This window comes from Brachybacterium kimchii, assembly GCF_023373525.1.
Taxonomy (GTDB): domain Bacteria; phylum Actinomycetota; class Actinomycetes; order Actinomycetales; family Dermabacteraceae; genus Brachybacterium; species Brachybacterium kimchii.
The window spans coordinates 2,474,240-2,495,430 of the sequence record NZ_CP097218.1 but is presented as its reverse complement, the minus strand read 5'-3'; the positions used below and the strand labels follow the sequence as shown (position 1 = coordinate 2,495,430).

19 protein-coding genes are annotated in these 21,191 nt (G+C 72.1%); 9 read left to right on the top strand and 10 right to left on the bottom strand.

Annotation, left to right across the window (positions count from 1 at the left end):
- The first annotated feature begins 48 nt into the window (after positions 1-48).
- Both M4486_RS11590 and M4486_RS11585 read left to right on the top strand, forming a co-directional pair.
- Positions 49-1,377, top strand: coding sequence for an Nramp family divalent metal transporter (locus M4486_RS11590; RefSeq protein ID WP_249477330.1), 1,329 nt, complete (start codon positions 49-51; stop codon positions 1,375-1,377).
- A 49-nt stretch (positions 1,378-1,426) separates the two neighbouring features.
- Positions 1,427-2,110, top strand: a complete 684-nt coding sequence (locus tag M4486_RS11585; protein ID WP_249477329.1) for a metal-dependent transcriptional regulator — start codon at positions 1,427-1,429, stop codon at positions 2,108-2,110.
- Positions 2,111-2,130: 20 nt separating this feature from the next.
- On the opposite strand, the gene M4486_RS11580 is transcribed toward M4486_RS11585, so the two are convergent.
- Positions 2,131-3,216: a LacI family DNA-binding transcriptional regulator gene (locus tag M4486_RS11580; protein WP_249477328.1), complete on the bottom strand. Its 1,086-nt coding sequence runs from the start codon at positions 3,214-3,216 to the stop codon at positions 2,131-2,133.
- A 210-nt stretch (positions 3,217-3,426) separates the two neighbouring features.
- Here M4486_RS11580 and M4486_RS11575 point away from each other — a divergent pair, with 210 nt between their 5' ends.
- The 3 genes from M4486_RS11575 (at position 3,427) to M4486_RS11565 (ending at position 6,926) form a co-directional block, all read left to right on the top strand.
- Entirely contained in the window at positions 3,427-3,639 is a 213-nt protein-coding gene (locus M4486_RS11575) for a heavy-metal-associated domain-containing protein (protein WP_249477327.1), read from the top strand.
- 130 nt (positions 3,640-3,769) lie between these two features.
- The gene (locus M4486_RS11570) at positions 3,770-6,175 is read left to right on the top strand and encodes a heavy metal translocating P-type ATPase (protein ID WP_283257919.1); all 2,406 of its coding nucleotides are present in this window, start codon (positions 3,770-3,772) and stop codon (positions 6,173-6,175) included.
- 211 nt (positions 6,176-6,386) lie between these two features.
- Complete coding sequence (locus tag M4486_RS11565; RefSeq protein WP_249477326.1) at positions 6,387-6,926, top strand: type 1 glutamine amidotransferase domain-containing protein; 540 nt, start codon at positions 6,387-6,389, stop codon at positions 6,924-6,926.
- Between the two features lie 457 nt (positions 6,927-7,383).
- On the opposite strand, the gene M4486_RS11560 is transcribed toward M4486_RS11565, so the two are convergent.
- The 4 genes from M4486_RS11560 to M4486_RS11545 all read right to left on the bottom strand — a co-directional run bounded on the left by M4486_RS11560 (position 7,384) and on the right by M4486_RS11545 (position 11,814).
- Entirely contained in the window at positions 7,384-8,307 is a 924-nt protein-coding gene (locus M4486_RS11560; protein ID WP_249477325.1) for a hypothetical protein, read from the bottom strand.
- 184 nt (positions 8,308-8,491) lie between these two features.
- Entirely contained in the window at positions 8,492-9,418 is a 927-nt protein-coding gene (locus tag M4486_RS11555) for a carbohydrate ABC transporter permease (RefSeq protein WP_249477324.1), read from the bottom strand.
- Positions 9,415-10,380, bottom strand: a complete 966-nt coding sequence (locus tag M4486_RS11550; RefSeq protein WP_249477323.1) for a carbohydrate ABC transporter permease — start codon at positions 10,378-10,380, stop codon at positions 9,415-9,417. The genes M4486_RS11555 and M4486_RS11550 overlap by 4 nt, the downstream gene beginning before the upstream one ends.
- A 3-nt stretch (positions 10,381-10,383) precedes the next feature.
- Entirely contained in the window at positions 10,384-11,814 is a 1,431-nt protein-coding gene (locus tag M4486_RS11545; protein ID WP_249477322.1) for an ABC transporter substrate-binding protein, read from the bottom strand.
- 320 nt (positions 11,815-12,134) lie between these two features.
- Between M4486_RS11545 and M4486_RS11540 the strand changes: the two genes are divergently transcribed.
- Together M4486_RS11540 and M4486_RS11535 are read left to right on the top strand one after the other, a co-directional pair.
- Positions 12,135-13,064 carry a sugar-binding transcriptional regulator gene (locus M4486_RS11540; protein ID WP_249477321.1) on the top strand — a complete coding sequence of 310 codons (930 nt, stop codon included), beginning with the start codon at positions 12,135-12,137 and terminating at the stop codon, positions 13,062-13,064.
- 77 nt (positions 13,065-13,141) lie between these two features.
- Positions 13,142-14,719 carry a mannitol dehydrogenase family protein gene (locus tag M4486_RS11535; protein ID WP_249477320.1) on the top strand — a complete coding sequence of 526 codons (1,578 nt, stop codon included), beginning with the start codon at positions 13,142-13,144 and terminating at the stop codon, positions 14,717-14,719.
- Positions 14,720-14,782: 63 nt separating this feature from the next.
- Here M4486_RS11535 and M4486_RS11530 read toward each other — a convergent pair whose 3' ends face one another.
- From M4486_RS11530 to M4486_RS11510, 5 genes are all read right to left on the bottom strand, one after another.
- Positions 14,783-15,958, bottom strand: coding sequence for a low temperature requirement protein A (locus tag M4486_RS11530; protein WP_249477319.1), 1,176 nt, complete (start codon positions 15,956-15,958; stop codon positions 14,783-14,785).
- A 187-nt stretch (positions 15,959-16,145) separates the two neighbouring features.
- Positions 16,146-16,808, bottom strand: coding sequence for a response regulator (locus M4486_RS11525; RefSeq protein WP_249477318.1), 663 nt, complete (start codon positions 16,806-16,808; stop codon positions 16,146-16,148).
- On the bottom strand, positions 16,805-18,091 hold the full coding sequence (locus M4486_RS11520; RefSeq protein ID WP_249477317.1) for a sensor histidine kinase: 1,287 nt from the start codon (positions 18,089-18,091) through the stop codon (positions 16,805-16,807). Before M4486_RS11520 ends, M4486_RS11525 begins: the two co-directional genes overlap by 4 nt.
- On the bottom strand, positions 18,088-18,999 hold the full coding sequence (locus tag M4486_RS11515) for a CPBP family intramembrane glutamic endopeptidase (RefSeq protein WP_249477314.1): 912 nt from the start codon (positions 18,997-18,999) through the stop codon (positions 18,088-18,090). Before M4486_RS11515 ends, M4486_RS11520 begins: the two co-directional genes overlap by 4 nt.
- 207 nt (positions 19,000-19,206) lie before the next feature.
- Positions 19,207-19,812: a TetR/AcrR family transcriptional regulator gene (locus M4486_RS11510; protein WP_249477312.1), complete on the bottom strand. Its 606-nt coding sequence runs from the start codon at positions 19,810-19,812 to the stop codon at positions 19,207-19,209.
- A gap of 40 nt (positions 19,813-19,852) precedes the next feature.
- Here M4486_RS11510 and M4486_RS11505 point away from each other — a divergent pair, with 40 nt between their 5' ends.
- Both M4486_RS11505 and M4486_RS11500 read left to right on the top strand, forming a co-directional pair.
- Positions 19,853-20,740, top strand: coding sequence for an SDR family NAD(P)-dependent oxidoreductase (locus tag M4486_RS11505; RefSeq protein WP_249477311.1), 888 nt, complete (start codon positions 19,853-19,855; stop codon positions 20,738-20,740).
- Positions 20,737-21,180 carry a carboxymuconolactone decarboxylase family protein gene (locus tag M4486_RS11500; protein ID WP_249477310.1) on the top strand — a complete coding sequence of 148 codons (444 nt, stop codon included), beginning with the start codon at positions 20,737-20,739 and terminating at the stop codon, positions 21,178-21,180. The genes M4486_RS11505 and M4486_RS11500 overlap by 4 nt, the downstream gene beginning before the upstream one ends.
- Positions 21,181-21,191: the final 11 nt, after the last annotated feature.

Sequence of the window (21,191 nt, the reverse complement as noted above, 5' to 3'; positions counted from 1 at the left end):
GCGCCCGACGGGTGTGCACCGAGGCATGTTTTAAGGTACGTTAAATCCATGGCGGAACCCGTGGTCGATCAGCGCACCCAGGCACCCGTTCCTCGCACGGAGGAAGGGCGTCGGCCCGGTGCGCGTCCCGACGGGTCGCGCGAGCCCGGCCCCGCCCGTCGGCCCCGCGGCCCCTGGCGCACGCTGCGCCTGCTGGGCCCGGCCTTCGTCGCCGCCGTGGCCTACGTGGACCCCGGGAACATCGCCGCGAACGTCACCGCCGGCGCCCGCCACGGCTACCTGCTGCTGTGGGTGCTCGTGGTCGCGAACCTCATGGCGATGCTCGTCCAGTACCTCTCGGCGAAGCTCGGCGCGGTCACCGGCCGCACCCTCGCCGATCACCTCGGAGCGACCCTGGGGCGGCGCTCGCGCCTGCTGTTCTGGCTGCAGGCGCAGGCCATGGCGATCGCCACCGACATCGCCGAGGTCGTCGGCGGCGCGATCGCCCTGCGCATCCTCTTCGGACTCCCGCTGCTGGTCGGCGGCGTCATCGTCGGCGCCGTCTCGATGGCCCTGCTCGCCGTGCAGTCCCGCTTCGGCCAGAGGCCCTTCGAGCACGTGATCATCGGGCTGCTGGGCGTGATCACCATCGGTTTCCTCGCCGGGCTCGTCGTCGCCCCGCCCGATCCGGTGGCCCTCGCCGACGGGCTGATCCCGCGCTTCGACGGCGGCGGCACCGTGCTGCTCGCGGCCTCGATGCTGGGCGCGACCGTCATGCCCCACGCGATCTACCTGCACGCCGGACTCGTGCGCGACCGCCATGGCACCGACCGCTCGCCCGGGCGGATCACCCGCGTGGTCCGCGCCTCGCGCTGGGACGTGGTGCTCTCTCTGTGCCTCGCGGGCACCGTGAACATCGCGATGCTGGTCCTGGCCGCCGAGGCGCTCCCCGGGATCCCCGGCACCGACACCATCGAGGGCGCGCAGGCCGCGATCGCCGCCGCCTCCGGGCCCGTGGTCGGCGTGCTCTTCGGGATCGGCCTGCTCGCCTCCGGCCTCGCCTCCTCCTCCGTGGGCGCCTACGCGGGCAGCGAGATCATGCGCGGCCTGCTGCACCGGCGGATCCCGCTCGTGCTCTCCCGCCTGCTCACCCTGCTGCCCGCACTCGTCGTCCTCGCGATCGGCGCCGAGCCCACCGCGGCCCTCGTGCTCAGCCAGGTCGTGCTCAGCCTCTGCCTGCCCTTCGCCCTGGTGCCGCTCGTGACCCTCACCGGCCGGCGCGCCCTGATGGGGAGCTTCGCGAACTCGCGGCCGGTCACCGTGATCGCCTGGATCGTCGTCGCGCTCATCGTCGCCCTGAACCTCGCGCTCGTCCCGATGTCCCTCACGGGCGAGTGAGCAGGGGCGAGCCGGAGGTCGCCATCGGCCCCGGCGATACGATGCCGGGGTGAACCCCGACGAGCTCAGTCCCGTGGCCCAGGACTACCTCAAGGTGATCTGGTCGCGCACCGAATGGGGTGCCCCGCCGATCACCACGGGCGAGCTCGCCCAGCGCTTCGGCACCTCCGCCGCCAACGTCACCGAGACCCTCAAGCGCCTGGACGCCCAGGGCCTCGTGGCCCGCATCCCCTACAAGCCCGTCGAGCTCACCGAGGCGGGAGCGCAGTGCGCGATCGCGATGGTGCGCCGCCACCGTCTGCTGGAGACCTACCTGGTGGAGGCCCTCGGCTACGACTGGGACGAGGTGCGCGACGAGGCCGAGCGCCTCGAGCACGCCGTGAGCGACACCTTCATCGCCCGCATCGACGCGATCCTCGAGCATCCGACGGCGGACCCCCACGGCGACCCCATCCCCGATGCCGACCACCGCTGGGCCCACCCCGAGGACGCGCGGCGCCTCGCGAGCGTCACCGGCGCCGGCCGCTTCCGCGTCCTCGTGGTCTCCGACGCCGACCCCGAGGTGCTGCGCACCGCCCGCGAGCTGGGGCTCGTGCCGGGCGTGGAGCTCGACGTCGACGCGGGGGAGAGTGGCGCGGCGGGCGCGGGCCCGCTGGTGCGGGTGCTCGGGCGCGAGGGCGTCGAGGTGCCCGGGAGCGTCGCCGAGGGGATGCTCGTGCGGCCGATCGTCTGAGGGCGCGGGGCTCCGGGCGTTCAGCGCCCGAGCGGCCCGCAGCTCTCGCGCAGCAGCACGTCGACCGGGAGCTGCAGGTCCTGGCCGGGAGCGTCGGCATCGGCCATCCGGCGCAGCAGCGTCTGGACCGCCTGGACGCCGACGTCCGTCATCGGCTGGCGCACGGTGGTGAGCGGCGGACGGGACCAGCGCGCGTCCTCGATGCCGTCGAAGCCGGTGACCACGCAGTCGTCGGGGACGCTGATGCCGGCCTCTCGCAGTTCCGTGAGCGCCCCGAGCGCGCTCTGGTCGTTCGCCGCGATCACCGCGCCCGGGCGGACGTCCGCGAGGGCGCGGCGCATCTCCTGCGCCCCGCCCTCGGTCGTGAAGTCGGTGGACGCGATGCGCCAGGTCTCGCCGCTGCCGTCGATCTCGCGGCGGAAGCCCTCCTCGCGCTCGACCCCGTCGGGCGAATCCGCGGGCCCGCCCAGGTAGAGCACGGGGCCCTCGGGCTTGCGCGCGAGCACGTGGCGGGTCACCGCCGCCATCCCGCCCGCGTTGTCCACGCGCACCGAATCGGCGGTCCCGGCGGCGCGGCCGGCGACCACCACGAGCGGCACGCGGCGCGCCGAGCGGGCGATGAGGTCGTCGGGCACGGTGCGGGAGATGACGATGATCCCGTCGACCCGGCCCTCGAGATCGTCCAGCACCACGCTCCGGCTGAGGTCGGGGCCGGAGGCGACCAGGAGCGCATAGCCGCTGCCCCAGGCGCTGATCTCGCAACCGCGCACGAGCTGCTCGAAGTAGTGGTTGCGCTCGGGGTCCACGAAGCTGCGGTCCATGTCGTCGATGAACTCGACGACATGATCGCCCGCGGATCCCGGCTGCGGCACCGGCGGGGCGTCGTGGCCGGGGATGAGCAGGCCCAGCACGCCGGTGCGGCGGCCCGCGAGCCCCCGGGCGCTCGCATTGGGGACGTAGCCGAGCTCGTCGATCGCGGCGAGCACCCTCTCCCGCGTGGACTCGGTGACCTTCTGTGGGCTGCGCAGCACGCGCGAGACCGTTGCGATCGAGACCCCTGCGCGCGTCGCGACGTCGTAGACGGTCGGCGGTTTCCTGGGTGGCACGGGGAACCTCCAGGCGTCGGGCGGAGTGCTCGACGGGGTCGGGGACGGGATGGACGTGACGAGCCGGACGGGGACGGGTGTCCGCAGGGTACCCGAGAGCGGGGCGGCGCCGGTGCGCGGCGGCCTGCGGGACTCGTTGACAGTGATACCCCCTAGGGGTATAGATTCGGGGTGTGCCCGAGCGGGCGCCCACGAACCGAGGAGGAGTCCATGACCACGACCGAGTTCCAGGTGACCGGGATGACCTGCGGGCACTGCGAGATGTCCGTGCGTGAAGAGGTCGGTGAGGTCCCCGGCGTCGAGGGCATCGAGGTCAGCCACGAGACCGGCCGCCTGGTCGTCTCCGGCCCCGAGGCGATCGACGAGACCGCCGTGCTCGCCGCCGTCGAGGAGGCCGGGTACGAGGCGAGCCGCGTCGGCTGAGGCGGCGTCGCGGCCCGCGGAGGCCGTTCGATCTGCGCCGGTCGTCCGGCCCGCGCTGGGTGTCCGGTCCGCGCTGGCTGTCCGGCCCCGCCGCCGCCCTTCCCTCTGATCCCGCCCCGAAGGAGCTCCGATGACATCCGCCGACTCCGATGAGCGCAGCGCTACGGGCGGCGCCGTCGGCCCGCTGCGCGGGATCGACCTCGACATCGGCGGGATGACCTGCGCCTCCTGCGCGAACCGCATCGAGCGCAAGCTCAACAAGCTCGACGGCGTCGAGGCGAGCGTCAACTTCGCGACCGAGTCCGCGAGGGTCACCGCACCCGCGGATCTCGACCCCAAGGTGCTGGTGGGGACCGTGGCCAAGGCCGGATACACGGCCACGATGCCCGCGGGCGCGTCGAGCCCAGCGCCGTCGGGCGCGGACGGATCCGGCGCAGATCCATCGGACGCAGCCGGTCCGTCGAGCGCCCCGGGATCTTCGACCGGGCCCACCGTCGTGGACACCTCCGACGCCGAGCCCGTCGACCCCGAGCTGGCCTCCCTGCGCCAGCGTCTGATCGGCGCGGCCGTGCTCGGGATCCCCGTGATCGCCCTGGCCATGCTCCCGGCGCTGCAGTTCACGTACTGGCAGTGGGCCTCGCTCGCGCTCGCCGCGCCGGTGATCGTCTGGGCCGGCTGGCCGTTCCATCGTGCGGCGCTCATCAACGCCCGCCACGGCGCGGCGACGATGGACACCCTGATCTCGATGGGCACCACCGCCGCGTTCCTGTGGTCGCTGTACGCCCTGTTCCTCGGGGACGCCGGCATGCCGGGCATGCACCACGGCTTCGACCTCACCATCTCCCGGTCCGACGGCGCCTCCACGATCTACCTCGAGGTCGCCGCCGGGGTCATCCTGTTCATCCTCGCCGGCCGGTACATCGAGAAGCGCTCGAAGCGCGAGGCCGGGGCCGCCCTGCGGGCCCTCCTCCACCTGGGCGCGAAGGACGTGGCCGTGCTGCGCAGCGGCACCGAGGTGCGCATGCCGATCGGCGACCTCGCCGTGGGCGACGAGTTCGTGGTGCGGCCCGGCGAGAAGATCGCGACCGACGGCGAGGTCGTCTCCGGGCACAGCGCCGTGGACGCCTCCATGCTCACCGGCGAGTCGGTGCCCCAGGAGGTCGCTGAGGGAGACGCCGTCACCGGCGCGACCGTCAACAGCGGCGGGCGCCTCGTGGTGCGCGCGACCCGCGTGGGCGCCGACACCCAGCTCGCCCAGATGGCGCAGCGCGTGAAGGACGCCCAGTCCGGCAAGGCGCGCGTGCAGCGCCTGGCCGACCGGATCTCCGGCGTGTTCGTGCCGATCGTGCTCGGGATCGCGCTCGTCACGCTCGTGATCTGGGTGCTCACCGGGCACGGAGCGGAGGCCGCGTTCACCGCGGCCGTGGCCGTCCTCATCATCGCCTGCCCGTGCGCGCTGGGCCTCGCGACCCCCACGGCGCTGCTGGTGGGCACCGGCCGCGGCGCCCAGCTGGGCATCCTCATCAAGGGGCCCGAGGTGCTCGAGAGCACCGGCGACCTCGACACGGTGGTCCTGGACAAGACCGGCACCGTGACCACCGGGCGCATGACACTCGTCGATGTGCATCCGGCCGACGGCATCGACACCGAGACGCTGCTGCGCCGCGCGGGCGCCGTCGAGGACTCCTCCGAGCACCCGATCGCCCAGGCCATCGCCCGCGGAGCCGGCGAGCGCATCGGGAACGTGCCCGAGGCGACCGGCTTCGAGGCCCTGCCCGGCCGCGGCGCCCGCGGGACCGTCGACGGGGTGCTCGTGAGCGTGGGACGGGGGCTCGGGGACGACGGAACCCGCGGGTCCAAGGGGTCCAGCGGGGGCGACGGGGCCCGGGTGCCGGCCGAGCTCACCGAGTTCCAGGAGAGCGCGCAGGAGGCCGGCCGCACCGCCGTGCTCGTCGCCTGGGACGGGCAGGCGCGCGGCGTCCTCACCGTCGCTGACGCCGTGAGGCCCTCGAGCGCCGAGGCCATCTCGCGCCTGCGCGAGCTGGGACTGCGCCCCGTGCTGCTGACCGGCGACGGCCGCACCGTCGCCGAGCGCGTCGCCTCCGAGGTCGGCATCGACGAGGTGATCGCCGAGGTCATGCCCGAGGACAAGGTCTCCGTGATCGCCCGCCTGCAGGGAGAGGGGCGGAAGGTCGCGATGGTCGGCGACGGCGTCAACGACGCGGCCGCCCTCGCGCAGGCCGACCTGGGCCTTGCCATGGGCGGCGGCACCGACGCCGCCATCCAGGCCGCCGACATCACCCTGGTGCGCAGCGACCTGCGTTCCGCGGCCGACGCGGTCCGCCTCGCACGCCGCACCCTGCGCACGATCCGCGGGAACCTGTTCTGGGCCTTCGCCTACAACGTCGCCGCCATCCCGCTGGCCGCGCTCGGCCTGCTGAACCCCATGCTCGCCGGTGCGGCCATGGCCTTCTCCAGCGTGTTCGTGGTGCTCAACAGCCTGCGCCTGCGCACCTTCCGCGCCGACGCGCGCTGAGCGCCCGGGGCCTGCGCGGTTCCCGTGGCGCCCTGTTCGCTCCTGAGCCCGCGGCGCCCGGGACGCGCGGCACCGGCGTCACGCGCGCGGCGCAGGCGCCACGCGCGGCACCTTGTTCGCTCCTGGCGCGACCACTTCACGACCGCACCCGCCGGGCATAGCGTGGACACCGAATCCCGCTCCGCGGGAACCCCGAGCGAAGGGAAGCATCATGACCGACCTGACCGGACGCACCGTCGCACTCATCGCGAACCGCGGCGTCGAGGAGCCCGAGCTCGCCCAGCCCCTCGCCGCCCTCCAGGAGGCCGGCGCGAAGACCGTGCTGCTCTCCGCCGAGGACGGCGCCGTCGTCGCCTTGAACGGCGACTGGGACCGAGGGAAGGAGTTCCCCGTCGACGGGCCCATCAAGGGCGCGAGCGCCGACGAGTACGACGCCCTGGTCCTGCCCGGCGGCACCCTGAACGCCGATTCCCTGCGGATCGACGAGGACGCCGTGGGCCTCGTGAAGGCCTTCGCCTCCGCGGGCAAGCCCATCGCCGCGATCTGCCACGCCCCCTGGATCCTCATCGAGGCGGGACTCGTCGACGGGCTCCGGATGACCAGCTTCACCTCGGTCGCCACCGACCTGCGCAACGCGGGGGCCGACTGGGTCGACGAGCAGGTCGTCACCGACCGCGGCATCACCACGAGCCGCAACCCCGGCGACCTCGACGCCTTCAACGCCGAGGTCATCGGGCGCCTCGCGGGCTGACGCGGGCGCGCGGGTGCGCAGGGCGAGGGGCGAGGGCGCCTCGTTCCCGCGGGCGCGGGTGCACCGTTCCCACGGGGGCGGGTGCACCGTGCTCACGAGGGCGGTGCACCGGCGGGAGCGGCGCACCGTGCCTCCCGCTGCACGTTGCGTTTGAGTGCTGCGTAATGGTCGTTCTGGAGGCTCAAAACGACCGTTGCGCAGCACTGTTCGTGTGTGGCCCGCCTTCCGGCGCGGTGCCCATTCCTTGAGTGCTGCGCAGTGGTCGTTTAGGACGCTCATAGCGACCGTTGCGCAGCACTATTCGTGCGCGGCCCCTGCTTTGAGGTGCTTTGAGGTGGGGATCGGATCTTGAGTGCTGCGCAGTGGTCGTTTAGGAGGCTCAAAACGACCGTTGCGCAGCACTGTTCGTGTCGAGCCAGGAGCCAGAGCCCAGGCGCCCGCTCCCACACCCCTCAACTCAGCCCTCCCACCCGCGCGAGCGGAGGGCGCCCCGCACCTCATGCGCCGCGAGCCGTCCTCCGGCGCGGAGGTGCTCGGCGACGGTGCGGATCTCGATCCACCCGTGGGCCGCGCGCCGCTTGCCGCGACGGATGTCCTTCGCCAGCTGCTCGGGGGTGAGGTGGCTGGGGCCCTCGTGCTCGACGCACACCTTCCACTCCGGCCAGCTCAGGTCCGGTTCCCCCAGGTCGACGTCGCCCTCCCACACCCTGACGTTGAGCTGGGGATCGGGGATGCCGGCGCGCACGAGCGCCAGCCTCAGCGAGGTCTCGGCCGGGGAGTCGCTGCCGACCCGTGCCCGCGCGAGCGCGGCGCGCAGGTGCCCGCGTCCGGTTCGTCGGGAGGAGTCGATCGCGAGGCGCAGACCCTCGGGGGTCGCGTACGGAGCCGAGCGGCCCTCGAATCGGGGGCGCGGGTGGCGGATCAGATGGTCGAGGACGGAGACGAGGTCGTCGGGCGTCAGATGCTCGACGAGGTCCAACGCTGTGCGTACCCGACCGGTGAGGCGGCATCCCTGCGCGTCGACGACGTCGTCACGGGCGATCGTGAGGCGGTGCCAGATCAGCATCCTCGAGCTGCGCCGTGCATGGGCGCTCGTGAGATGGATCTGCTGGGTGTTCGCGACATCGAGGGCTGAGGGGAGCGGCATGCCGAGGACCTGCGCGGCGGTGGGGCCGCACAGCATCACGCTCGCGTCCGACCAGCGCAGTGCCCGCGCGACGTCCTCGGGAGTGAACCGGGGACCCCGCCGGTAGAGGCCGCGCTGCACCCGCCCCAGGTCCGGCGCCCGCAGCCGGCGAGCGCTCACGCCGGCCGCGAACGCCTCGGCAGCAGTGAACACGGGCCCGAGGGTGCTCGGCAGCGGTTCCGGGGTCCGGGTCATCGCCCCAGGGTGCACGCGGCGGGGCGGAGCGTCGGTCGATCATCCACATTCCCCTGGTCAGACCGGGTCGCGCCTCTGGTCCTACCTGACCGAGTCCCGCGGCCGCCCTCGCGCCGCACCCGACACGCGACGGACGTCCTCCGCGCGAGAGAGCTCCGACCGTAATGCAGACCCTCGCGACCCCTTACTTCACCGCGCCCATCGAGAGCCCGCGCACCAGCTGCTTCTGGGCGATCCAGCCGGCGAGCACCACGGGCAGGGAGGCGATGACCGAGGCGGCGGAGAGCCGCGCGAGGAACAGGCCCTCGGAGGTCATCGTGCTCATGAGGTAGATCGGCACCGTGGCGGCGTTGGCGGCGGTGAGGTTCAGGGCGAAGAAGAACTCGTTCCACGCGAAGATCACGCAGATCAGCGCGGTCGCCGCGACGCCGGGGGCCACCATCGGCAGCAGCACCGTGCGCATCGTGCGCATGAGCGAGGCGCCGTCGATCGACGCCGCCTCGAGCACCTCGCCGGGCACCTCGAGGAAGAACGAGCGCATCATCCACACCGCGATCGGCAGGTTCATCGCCGTGTAGAGCACGATCAGCGTGAGCAGGTTGTCGAGCATCCGCAGCTGCCCGGCGATCACGTAGATCGGCATGATCACCGCGACCACCGGCAGCATCTTCGTGGAGATGAAGAAGAACAGCACGTCCTGGGTCTTCTTCACCGGCCGGATGCTGAGCGCGTAGGCGGCGGGGATGGCGAGCACGAGCACCAGCAGCGTCGAGCAGGCCGTCGCGATCACCGAGTTCAGCAGGTAGCTGCCCGCGCCCGAGGCGAGCACCGCCTTGTACTGGTCGAGGGTCGGGGTGAACAGGAAGGTCGGCGGGTTCGACGCGGCCTGCGACTCCTGCTTGAAGCTCGTGAGCACCATCCACGCGACCGGCGCGAAGAAGATCAGCCCGACGATCCAGGCGAGGATGCCCAGCAGGCGTCCGGTCGTGGTGCCGCGGGCGCGCTTGGGGCGGATCGCGGGGGCGCCGGGGGCCGACGCGCGGGAAGCTGTCGAACCCGCGGACGAGGGCCGCGGCGAAGGGGCGGGGGAGGCGTCGGCGACGGTGCTCATGACTGCTCCTTGGCGTTGATGCTGCGGAAGATCAGGCGCAGCGCGAGCGTGGAGATGATGATGGTGGCGACGACGGTGACCACGCCCATCGCGGCGGACTGGCCGATGTCGAAGCCGAGGAACGCGCGCTGGTAGATGTAGAACGGCAGGTTCGCGCTCGCCGTGCCCGGTCCGCCCGCGGTCATCAGGTAGATCTGGTCGAAGGTGTTGACCACGTAGATCGCGCCCAGCAGCACCGACAGCTCGATGTAGAAGCGCAGGTGGGGGAGCGTGATGTGGCGGAACGTCTGCCACGGGGAGGCACCGTCCATCGACGCGGCCTCGAGCACGTCGCCGGTCTGCGACTGCAGGCCCGCGAGCAGCAGGAGCATCATGAACGGCGTCCACTGCCACACCAGCGCCACCACGATCGAGAACACCGGCAGCTGGCTGGTCCAGTCCACGGGGCCGACGCCCACGAGGGAGATCAGCCAGTTCACGAGTCCGTAGGTGGGGTCGAACATCGAGATCGACCAGAGCATCGCGCCGGCGACCGGCATGATGAGGAACGGCGTGATGAGCAGGGTGCGCACGATCCCGCGGCCCAGGAACTTCCGGTCCAGCAGCAGGGCCAGCCCGAGCCCCAGCAGCAGGGCGACGGCCACGCACGCGAGCGTGATGAGGATCGAGTTCAGCGCGGCGCCGCGGAACGTGGAGTCGCGGAAGATGTCGAGGAAGTTCTGCAGGCCCACGAACTCCTCGCCCTCGGGGCGCAGCAGGTTGCGCGAGCGCAGCGAGTACCAGATGGTCAGCAGGAACGGGATCTGCGTGCAGATCACCACGAACACGAAAGCGGGCAGGAGCGGCAGGCGCCGGCTCCATCCGTCGGCCCGGGACTGCGCGGTGCCGCGCGGCGGCGCGGTGCGACGGGGCTGCGAGCTCCCGCGGGACTGCGGGGTCTCGGCTGCGGCGGTGGTCGTCATCGCTCAGCCCTCCCATCCGTAGGTGCGGGCGACGGACGCGGCGAAGGTCTGCGCCTGGGAGAGGGCGTCCTCGACGCTCTGCCCGCCGGCGATCGCCGCGGAGAGCTGCTGGCCCACCCTGGTGCCCAGGTCCTGGAACTCGGGGATGCCGACGAACTGCAGTCCGGGGTAGGGGACCTCCTGGGTCATGGCCTTCTCCTGCGTCGCGTTGTCCATCGAGTCGAGGGTGGGGGTCGCGTAGTGGGCGGCGAGCTTCTTGTACTCGGGGATCTCGTAGGTCGAGCTGCGGGACCCCGGGGGCAGCGCCTCCCAGCCCACCTCCTTGCCGACCAGCTGGAAGTAGTCGGGGTGGGTCATCCAGGCGATGAAGTCCCAGGCGGCCTGCTTCTTCGTGGAGGTCTCGGGGATCGCGAGCGCCCACGAGTAGAGCCAGCCGGTGGACTCGGTCTCGACCGTCGGCCCGAGCGTGTAGTCGGTCTTGCCGACCACGGTCGAGGAGTCGGGGTTCTCGATCCCGGAGACCATCGAGGAGGCGTCGAACCACATGGCCGCGTTGCCCTGGGAGAACTGGGTGAGGCACTCGCCGAAGCCGGAGGTCGCCGCGCCCGGCTGGCCCCAGGTGCGCACGGTGTCGACGTAGGTGGAGACGGCCTCGCGGACCTCCTCGGAGTCCAGCCGCGGCGCCCAGTCCATGTCGAACCAGCAGCCGCCGAAGGTGTTGATGGCCGTGTTGATGGGCGCGAGGTTCTCGCCCCAGCCGGCGAGGCCGCGCAGGGCGATGCCGGACATGCCGTTCTCCGGGTCGTGCAGGGTCTTCGCGAAGGAGCGGATGTCGTCCCAGCTGGGGTGGCCGGGCATGGTCAGCCCGGCCTCGTCGAAGAGGTCCTTGCGGTAGACGAGGAACGCGCTCTCGCCGTAAAACGGCACCGAGTGCATCGACTTCCCGGAGGTCAGGGCCTCGCGGATCGTGGGGATGAAGTCCTCGGGGTCGTAGCCGTCGGTCTTGTCGATGAACGGCTGCAGGTCGGTCAGCCAGCCGTTCTTCGCCCACAGCGGGGTCTCGTAGTTGGAGATCATCACGACGTCGAACTCGCCGCCGCCCGAGGCGACCGACGCGGTGATCTTCGCGCGGGCCTCGTTCTCCGGGAGGGACACGAAGCGCACGTCCACGTCGGGGTGGTCCGCCCGGAAGTGGTCGACGAGCCCGATCGCGTCCTGCATCTGCGGGTTCGAGACGATCGCGACGACGATGGACTGCTTCCCGCCGCTGCTGCCCGAGCCGCATCCGGCCAGGCCCAGGGTCGCCGCGCCGGCGCCGAGCGCGCTCGCGCCCAGGACCGTGCGCCGGCTCGGGCGGGAGGCGGGGGTTCGGAGGGCCGTTGGGGCCGGGGCGGCCGACGGCGGTGGTGAGGTGCGGGATCGGAGGTGCGGCATGGGCTGTCCCCTCTGGGCGGTGTCGGCGTCGGTGTCGACGGGTCTCGCGCTGGAACGTCGGTCCGGGGCCACGGGCCGACGTCGGAGTCGGACCGCAGGTGGTCGGTGCGGTCGGTGCGGGCCGCTGCACATCTGATAAGCGGCTCCGCTCATCTGATTCGTGAGCGTAGTCATATACGCTTCGCGGAGCAACAGGCGGAACGGAATCGGGACGCGGGTGCGGCGCGCGGCGTCGGCCGGCGTCACGGGATCCTGCCGCCGCGCTGCAGCCCGACACGGCGCAGCCCTCCACGACCCCACGACCATCCACAGGAGCACCCATGCCCGCGGACGACGGCTCCCTCAAGGCGCACCTGGCGACCGAGTACTACCTCCGGAACCGCTCGAAGGTGGACATCGCCAAGGAGCACGGGCTCTCGCGCTTCCAGGTCGCGCGGATGCTCGAGGAGGCTCGCGCGCAGGGCATCGTGCGGATCCAGATCCACGACCCGGCGGAGTCGGGGCGCGACCTTGCGCCGCTCGCCGAGAAGCTCGGCATCTCCCGCGTCGTCGTCGCCTCCCCGCGCGTGGACGAGACCATGCGCGCGGCCCTCGCCCGGCAGGTCGGACGGCTGCTTCCCGACCTCCTGCACGACGGCGGGCGGCTCGGGGTCGCCTGGTCGCGCACTCTCATGCACCTGCCCGACTCGCTCGACGCCCTGCCCAGGGTCGATGTCGTCCAGCTCGTCGGCCCGCTCAGCGCTCCCGGGTACTCGAGCGCGCACTCCTCGGCCCTCATCCACACGCTCGGATCGTTCGCGGGCGGTGGCATCTGGGCCCTGCCCACTCCGCTGATCGTCGACTCGCCCGAGGTCGCGGCCTCCCTGCGCGGCATGGACGAGGTGCGCTCCGCCCTCGAGGCGGCCGACGAGATCGACGTCGCGACCGTCTCGATCGGCGCCTGGTGGCCCGGCGCCTCGACCCTGTGGAGCCGGCTGTCCGAGGACGAGCGCGGCAGGGCCCGCGAGGCGGGCGTGGTCGCCGAGTGCGCGGGCGTCCTCGTGGACGCCGAGGGCCGGGTCGCGCGGGCCGGCATCGAGGAGCGCGTGATCGGGGTCGGCGCCGAGCAGCTGAGGCGGGCCCACGTGGTCGCGGTGGCCCCGGCCGTGGGCCATCCCGAGGCCGTGGTCGCAGCCGCCCGTGCGGGACTCGTCGACGACCTCGTGCTCTCCTCCGAGCTCGCGGCCCAGGTCGCCGATCTGCTCGGCTGAGACCAGGGGCTGCTCATCTGATGCAGGCGCTGGTATCGTCGGCCCCGTCTCCATCCGCCGATGACGAAGGATGCGTCATGACCTCCCTGAACGCCGCCGCCCTGCCCGAGATCGCGGCCGCGGGCCGGATCCCGGTCCCTGATGTCCCGCTCGAGGAGAGGTCCGTCGGCATCGTCCACTTCGGCGTCGGCGGCTTCCACCGCGCCCACCAGGCGATGTTCCTGGACCGCCTCATGCGCGCCGGCCGCGACCGCGACTGGGCCCTGTGCGGCGTGGGCCTGCTGCCCGGCGATGCACGCATGCGCGACGCCCTCGCCGCGCAGGACGGGCTGTACACCCTGGTCACGAAGGCGCCCGACGGCACCCAGGACCCGCGGGTGATCGGCTCGATCGCCGACTACCTTTTCGCGCCCGACGACCCGGAGGCCGTGCTCGCGCGCATGAGCGATGCGAGCACCCGCATCGTCTCCCTCACCGTCACCGAGGGCGGCTACAACTACAACCCCTCGACCGGCGAGTTCCAGCGCGAGACGCCCGCCGTCACCGAGGACCTGCGCACCGCCTTCGGCGGCGAGGGGAGCGGGGCCGGGGATGGGGCCGGCAAAGCGGCCGACGGCGGGGACGCGCCCGTCGGCCACCCGCAGACGATGTTCGGCTTCCTCGTCGAGGCGCTGCGTCGCCGCCGCGAGGCCGGCACGCCCCCGTTCACGGTCATGTCCTGCGACAACGTGCGCGGCAACGGGGATCTCGCCAAGCGCATGATCCTCGCGTATGCGCAGTTGCGCGACGAGGCCGGCCTGCACGGCGATGCGCCCATGGCCCCGTGGATCGACGAGCACGTCGCCTTCCCCAACTGCATGGTCGACCGGATCACCCCGGTCACCGCCGAGTCCGACATCGAGATGATCTCCCGCGAGTACGACGTCCAGGACGCCTGGCCCGTGGTCAGCGAGGACTTCGTGCAGTGGGTGCTCGAGGACTCCTTCCCCCTGGGCCGCCCGGCCTGGGAGGAGGTGGGGGTGCAGATGGTCGAGGACGTCGAGCCCTACGAACTCATGAAGCTGCGCCTGCTGAACTGCTCCCACCAGGCCATCGCCTACTTCGGGCTGCTGCTCGGGCAGACCTTCGCCCACGAGGCCGCGCAGGACGAGGACCTCGCCCCCTTCACCCGCACCCTGTACATGGACCGGGAGGGCACGCCCACGGTCCCCGACGTCCCCGGCATCGACCTCGACGCCTACAAGGACGAGCTCATGGCGCGCTTCTCCAACGCGCACGTGCGCGACACCCTCGCCCGCCTCGCCGCCGAGTCCAGCGACCGCATCCCCACCTGGATGGTCCCCGTGATCCAGGAGAACCTCGAGGCCGGGCGCGACGTGAGCGCATGCGCGGCGATCGTCGCCTCCTGGGCCCGCTACGCCGAGGGCACGGGCGAGAACGGCGAGGAGTGGCCCGTCGTCGACCGCCTGCACGACCGCGTCATGGCCGCCGCCGCGAAGCACGACGAGGACCCCCTCGCGTTCCTGCGCGATGCGGAGCTCTTCGGCGACCTCGTCGAGCACGAGGCCTTCACGACCCCGTACCTCCACGCGCTCGAGGTGCTGCGCACCCGCGGCGCCCGGGCCCTCCTCCAGGAGCTGCACGCGCAGGTGTGAGCGCGGTGGGCGAGCGGCGTCGGCCGGGGTGAGAGCAGGTCCGCGGGTCCGTGGGCTGGCGGGTCAGCGGGCCGACGTCCGCGGCCTGCGCCAGACCATCACCGCGACGAGCAGCACCATGACGATCGTGGTGAGGGCGATGGGCAGGGGCACCAGCGGATCGATCAGCACCACGAGCAGCGCGAGCGCGATCGAGGCGCTCACCACGGCGTCGGCCGAGCGGCGGATCACCACGCACCACATGCCCACAAGGAAGATCGCGATCGGCAGGGAGACCGCGTACGCGGCGGCCGTCGGACCGATCTCCGACTCGCCCATGGCGACATCGACCTCGAGCTCGACGCCCACGGAGAAAGCGCCCGCGGCCGCGAAGATCACGTAGTGGCCGTAGCCGTAGAGCAGAGAGCTGCGCAGCGAGCCGATCGCCTCGTGGTGGGGCGGCCAGAAGTAGATCCACCACAGCGCGGCGGTCACGATCAGGCACATGGCACCGAGCGGGACCAGGTCCGCGAGCGGGACCTCCGCGTCGCGCGCCTCGATGATCGCGTGGGAGGACGCGAGCAGGCTCTCTCCCAGCAGGATCAGGGTGAACCCGCCGTAGCGCTCGGTGATGTGCTCGGGATGCCAAGGGGTGCGTCCGCGCTGCTCGGCGATGACGGGAACGCTGATCTCGGCGAGGATCAGGAAGATCGCCGCGGGGATCAGCAGGCCGTGCGGCAGCAGGAGCATGAGCACCCAGAGCACCTGGACGATCGCGATGCCGACGGCGTAGTGGAGGGCCGCTCGCCGCGCCTCACCCGTCGAGGACGGCGTCGCCGCCGCCCGCAGCCACTGCACGACCATCGACAGGCGCATGACGACGTACCCGGCGATCATCACGCCGAAGGAGTCGTGCTCGAAGACGGGGCCGATGCCCGCGGCGACCACCATCACGCCGCCCATCTGGGCGATGGTGAGCACCCGGTAGAGCCAGTCGTCGGTGTCGAACGAGGTGGCGAACCAGGTGAAGTTCATCCACGCCCACCAGATCGCGAACAGCGCCATCGCGTAGTGGCCCACGCCGCCGGCCACGTGCGACTCGGCGAGGGCGTGGTGGAGCTGGACGCCCGCGATGCTCACGGCGATCACGAAGACCAGGTCGAAGAACAGCTCGAGCGACGAGCCTGCCCGTCCCTCCTCGCGGGGGTCGCGGGGGCGCATCGGCAGCAGCCGCCAGCGGGAGGCGGTGGTCGTGGTCATGGGCACCTCGGTGGGGATCGGGATGGGGGCGCGTGCCTGCGCCTGTGCGCGAGCCTCGAAGAGCGTACGCGGAGCGGAGAACGATCCGCATGCCGCATGCCGCATGCCGCATGCGGGCGCTGCGGGTGCGGGCGTTGCGTCGGGCCGGACCGGTGCCCCTCGATCCGATCCATGCGCTCGCCATCGCTCACTCCCGTAGATCGACCACGCGATTCTGATACGCCCACACCACGGCCTGCAGGCGCGAGGCCACGCCGAGCTTCGGCAGCATCCGCGCGAGGTGGGACTTCACGGTCGAGGCCTCGACGTGCAGGTGCGCGGCGATGTCCGCGTTGCTCATGCCCTCCGCGAGCGCACGCAGTATCTCCAGCTCCCGCGGGGTGAGGACCTCCTCGGCACCGCTGTCCGGGCGCACGACGACCGGCTGCAGGCGTCGCCGCTCGGCGACCTCGCGGAGGATACGGCGGGTGAGCGACTGGTCGATCGTTCCGCGGCCCGCCGCCACCTGCCGCAGAGCGTGCGAAATCAGGTCCGGGTCCGCGTCCTTGAGGAGGAAGCCCGCGACTCCCGCCTCGAGAGCGCCGAAGACGTACTCGTCGAGGTCGAACGTGGTCAGCATGAGCACCTCCACCTCGAGCTCGCGGACCGCCACGGCGACCTCGATGCCGTTCATCCCGGGCATGCGGATGTCGAGGCACGCGACGTCGGGCCGCAGCCCGCGGATGAGCTCGAGCGCCTGTGGGCCGTCCTCCCCGACGCCCACCACCTCCATATCCGGCTCGGACTCCAGCAGCGAGGCGAGGCCCTTGCGCACGAGAGCGTGGTCGTCCGCCAGCACCACGCGGATCATGTCGGTTCCTCCCTCTGCTGCGGCTGCCCCGGGACGACGCCGTCACGGGGCAGGTCCAGCGTCACGGACCAGCCTCCTGCGTCGGTGGGGCCGTACTCGAGGCCGGCCCCCACCAGTTCCGCCCGCTCCCGCATGCCGATCAGACCGAACCCTCCGGTGCAGCCGGGCTGCGGACCGGGGCGCGCCGGTCGCCCGTTGACCACGACGATCCGCACCCGCTGCGCGGAACGCGCGTCGACGCGCACCTCGCAGTCCGCCGCGGGGGCGTGGACGGCCGCGTTCGCGAGGGACTCCTGGACCATGCGATAGCCCACCAGCTGCGCGAGCGCGCCGACATCGGCGCCGGGGTCCGCGCCCTGCGGCTCCACCGTCAGTCCGATCTCCGCCCCGGCGGCGCGCCGCTCGTCCACGAGCTGCGCGAGAGAGGCGAGGGACCGGTCGGCGAGCGGCGCCGCGTGCTCGTCGCGCAGCAGGCCGACGAGGCGCCGCAGGTCGCGCAGCACGGCGGTGCTCTGCATGCGGATGTCACGGGCCGATTCCTTCGCCGCCTCCGGTGCAGGGTCCACCTGGCGCTCGAGTGCGGAGGCCAGCATCGCGATGCCCGACATGTGGTGGGCGGCGATGTCGTGGAGGTCGCGGGCGACGGCGGTGCGTTCGGCGGCGATCGCCACGGCGACCTGGGCGTCCTGCTCCCGGCGCAGTGCCGTGAGCTCCCGTTCGTGGGCGGTGCGCGCCTGCCGTCGGCTGACCACGATCAGGGCGAGGAGGAGCGGCACGCCGATGACGATCACCCCCTGCCCGATCCCGGCGAGGAGAGCCTGGGCGGTGCCCGCATCTTCCGATCCGAGCGTGTTCACGGTCGTGGCCAGCACGGTGAGCGCGAGCATCGCCCCCGCCACCGGGGCGAGATGCTCGCGGCGGAGCCGCACCCCGGCGACGTAGGCGGCCCACAGCACCGCGACGGTCGTGGTGCCGAAGGCGGTGCCCGGGGCGAGGACGGCGAGCAGCAGCGGGAGCGCGCACACCACCACCGCTGCGAGGCGCGGGAGGGACCGGAGCAGGACGAGCGCCGCCGCTTGGGAGAGCAGCGTGAGCAGGACCGCCCACCATGCGGCCGAGCCTGCGGGAGGCGCCCCCATCGGCTCGCCTCCCGCCCGTTCGAGCAGCGGGATCGCGAGCAGTGTTCCGGCGGCGATCACGAGGCAGCACAGCGCCGCCACGGCGTCGCCCCTCCGTGGGGCGGGGCCTCGCCATGGCGGCGCCGGACTCGGGGTCGCCGTCATGAGCTCGACGGTAGCCCCTGGCGGCGGGGGAGTGAGGTCGACGCGGGGAGCGTCGGCTCCGGGGGACGCGTGCCGAGTCGTCCTCGCGTGGCGAGGATGATCCCTGCCGCCGCGACGACGGCCGCCACGGCCAGCAGCGGGTACACGTACTGCGCCGCGATCGACTGGAACATGGCCGACCACAGCACGGAGGCGAAGGTGTTCGCGCTGACATGCATGAGCATCGACAGCGGCAGCGATTCACCGGTCCGGTTGAACACCCAGGACATGACGATGTTGAAGCCGAGGCAGAAGACGGTGAAGGCGAGCAGGCCGGTCACGCTGCGGCCGGGCCCGTCGGCCCAGTCGGTGAGGAACAGCGGGTAGTGCCACACGGCCCACACGGGCCCCAGGATCGCGGCGGACGCGAGCGGGCTGCGCTGGTGCTGGAGGCGGCTGAGGGCGAAGTCCCGCCAGCCGGGCTCCTCCGCGAGGCCCGTGGTCAGCAGCTGCAGCACCAGCATCGGCGCGTACAGCGCGAGGAGCGCGACCGGGGGAGCGACGACACTCCCGCCGATGGCGAGAGAGGCCGCGGTGCCGACAGCGGTCAGCCCTGCGGGAACGGCGAGCAGGGCGATCGCGTACCAGCGCCAGTTCGCTCGCCACCGGAACAGGCGCCCCGCCCAGGCGCGCAGGCCGGCGCGGCCGTCCACCACGGCGGTGACGATGAGCGCGGAGCCGATGGGGCCGAGGAACGCACCCGGGATGACGCCGAGCAGCTGTGTGGAGCCGAGCACCACCGGGTAGTCCACGTCGATGATGCCGAGGCCGCTGGTGGAGAGGATGTAGTTCAGCCACCCCAGCCAGCTGAGACCGCAGGCCAGGAGGAAATAGCTGAGGACGGGACGAGAACGGATGAGGTGCACCATGGAGGGCCTCCGGTCGTAGAGGGGCGCTGACTCCTCCACGGTCCACGGTGCGAGAGCGCGCTTCGAGACCCTTTCGGGCGAATCCGGGGTCTTGCATCTTTGGATGCAGGCCGGCTCCGGAGGCCTCGGGGCGCGTGTCCGGATGGGTGGCTTCCTCTCCTGGAATCGAACGGGTTCCCATCGGCCGCGCTGGCGGTCAGCGGCGGGTCATGTCTTCCCGCCGAGGAGCTCCGGGTGCGCGGCCACCTGTGCGATGCGGCCGTATGACCGCATCACGTCCTGCTGGGATGCGGACGCCAGCGGCTCGAGGCGCAGGAGGTAGCGACCGGCGATGAGGCCGGCGACGACGGCGAGCACCGCCGTCGCCCGGCTCCGAGCCCCACGACCTCCCAGATATTCCACGAGAGGCCCGAGGAGTTCGCGATCCAAGTACTCATGGACTACGGACGTGGCGTCCTCCTCCACGAGCGCCATCCTCATCAACCCGTGCAGGTGCGGCCCTGCGATCGGGTCATCCCATGCGGACACGACGCGCGCGACGATGCGGAACCCCAGGTGCTCCGGTGGCCCGGCCAGCGCCGTCGACAACAGTCCGGCGGGCCCCAGGCCTCCGGTGGTGACCTCCTCGAACAGGCCGTGCTTGGAGCCGAAGTGGTAGGCCACGAGCGCGGGATCGCAGTCGGCCTCCTGGGCGATGCGCCGCACCGTCGTCGCCTCGTACCCGGACGCGAGGAAGAGCTCCTCGGCGGCACGGAGGATGCGGTCGCGCGCCGGAGGAGTGCCCTTCGTCGGGCGGCCTCGGCGGATATTCATCACTGTTGAAGCGTAGTTCGGGGCGGTCAACGATCTCGGCATGAACGCTCTTGATCCGACCCAGACCCGACGTCACGACCGTTCGGTGCTCGTCACGGGAGCCTCGAGCGGAATCGGAGCCGCCACCGCCATCGCTCTGAGCGCCGAAGGATGGACCGTCTTCGCGGGGGTCCGAGACCTCTCCGCGGCCCCTGAGACCTCGGGCGCCGGGCGCATCATCCCGATCCGCATGGACGTCACCGCCCCCGACACGATCGCGGCAGGGATCGCTGGCATGAGGGATCGCCTCGGCGGGGCTCCTCTGGATGCCGTCATCAACAACGCCGGCATCGGCCAGCTCGCGCCGATGAGCACTGTTCCTCCCGGGCAGATGCGCGCGATCTTCGATGTCAACGTCTTCGGCGCCGTACAGGTCACCCAAGATTGCCTTCCGCTGATGCGATCGGGGTCCCGCGTGCTCTTCGTTGGCTCCGTGGGGGACCGCGTCACCATGCCCTTCGGGGGAGCCCTCACGGCGTCCAAGTGGGCGATCGCCTCGATCGCCGAAGCCTTCCGGCTCGAGCTGGTGGCAGACGGCATCCGCGTCATCCTCATCGAACCGGGATCCATCTTTTCGCCGGCCGTCGACAAGGTCGACGCATCAGCTCGGGCCACGTCCGCCGCACTGGCGGAGGCAGCCCCTGACCTGGCACGACGATTCGCACGGGCGGCGTCACGGGCGGTCGAGAACGAGCGGTCGGGCTCCTCCCCGGACGTCGTCGCCCGCACCATCGTGAGGGCGCTGACGGCGCGCAGACCTGCCACCCGATATCTGACGGGCAAGCACGCCAGGACACTGGCCGCGCTCGGGCGCCTTCCCGACCCGGTGTTCGACCGCATCAGGCTCACCATCTTCGACCAGCCCGCAAGCCCTCAGGAGACACCATGAACGACATGCCCGGACTCGCCGCACTCGCCGCGATCAGCCCACGGTTCGCCCAGCACGCGGAAGCCCTCGGAAGGGCCGCCTGGAACAGCCCGCAGCGCAGCGTCGACGAGACGGCCGCGGTCTTCCTCGGCTGCGACCTCTCCCTGGGCCTGCTCGACTTCCCGCTGCGCACGCACATCGCGATGGCCCGTCACCTCGGAGTGCCCGATCAGGTGATGATCGACGTCATCGTCGAGCTCGCACCACTGGTCGGATACCCCCTCGCGGCGCAGGCGCTCACGTCCGTGGCGTTCATCCCGTCGGCTGGTCACGGCGCGTCGGGGTCGGCGATCGACCTCGCTCGCCGCGCGGCCGTCGCGGTCAGGAGTTTCGGTCGCGGTCCGGATGATGTGCTCGCGGACATCGTCGGCGAGTACGGGACGCTGGCCCGCGGAGTGTGACGGCGGGGCAT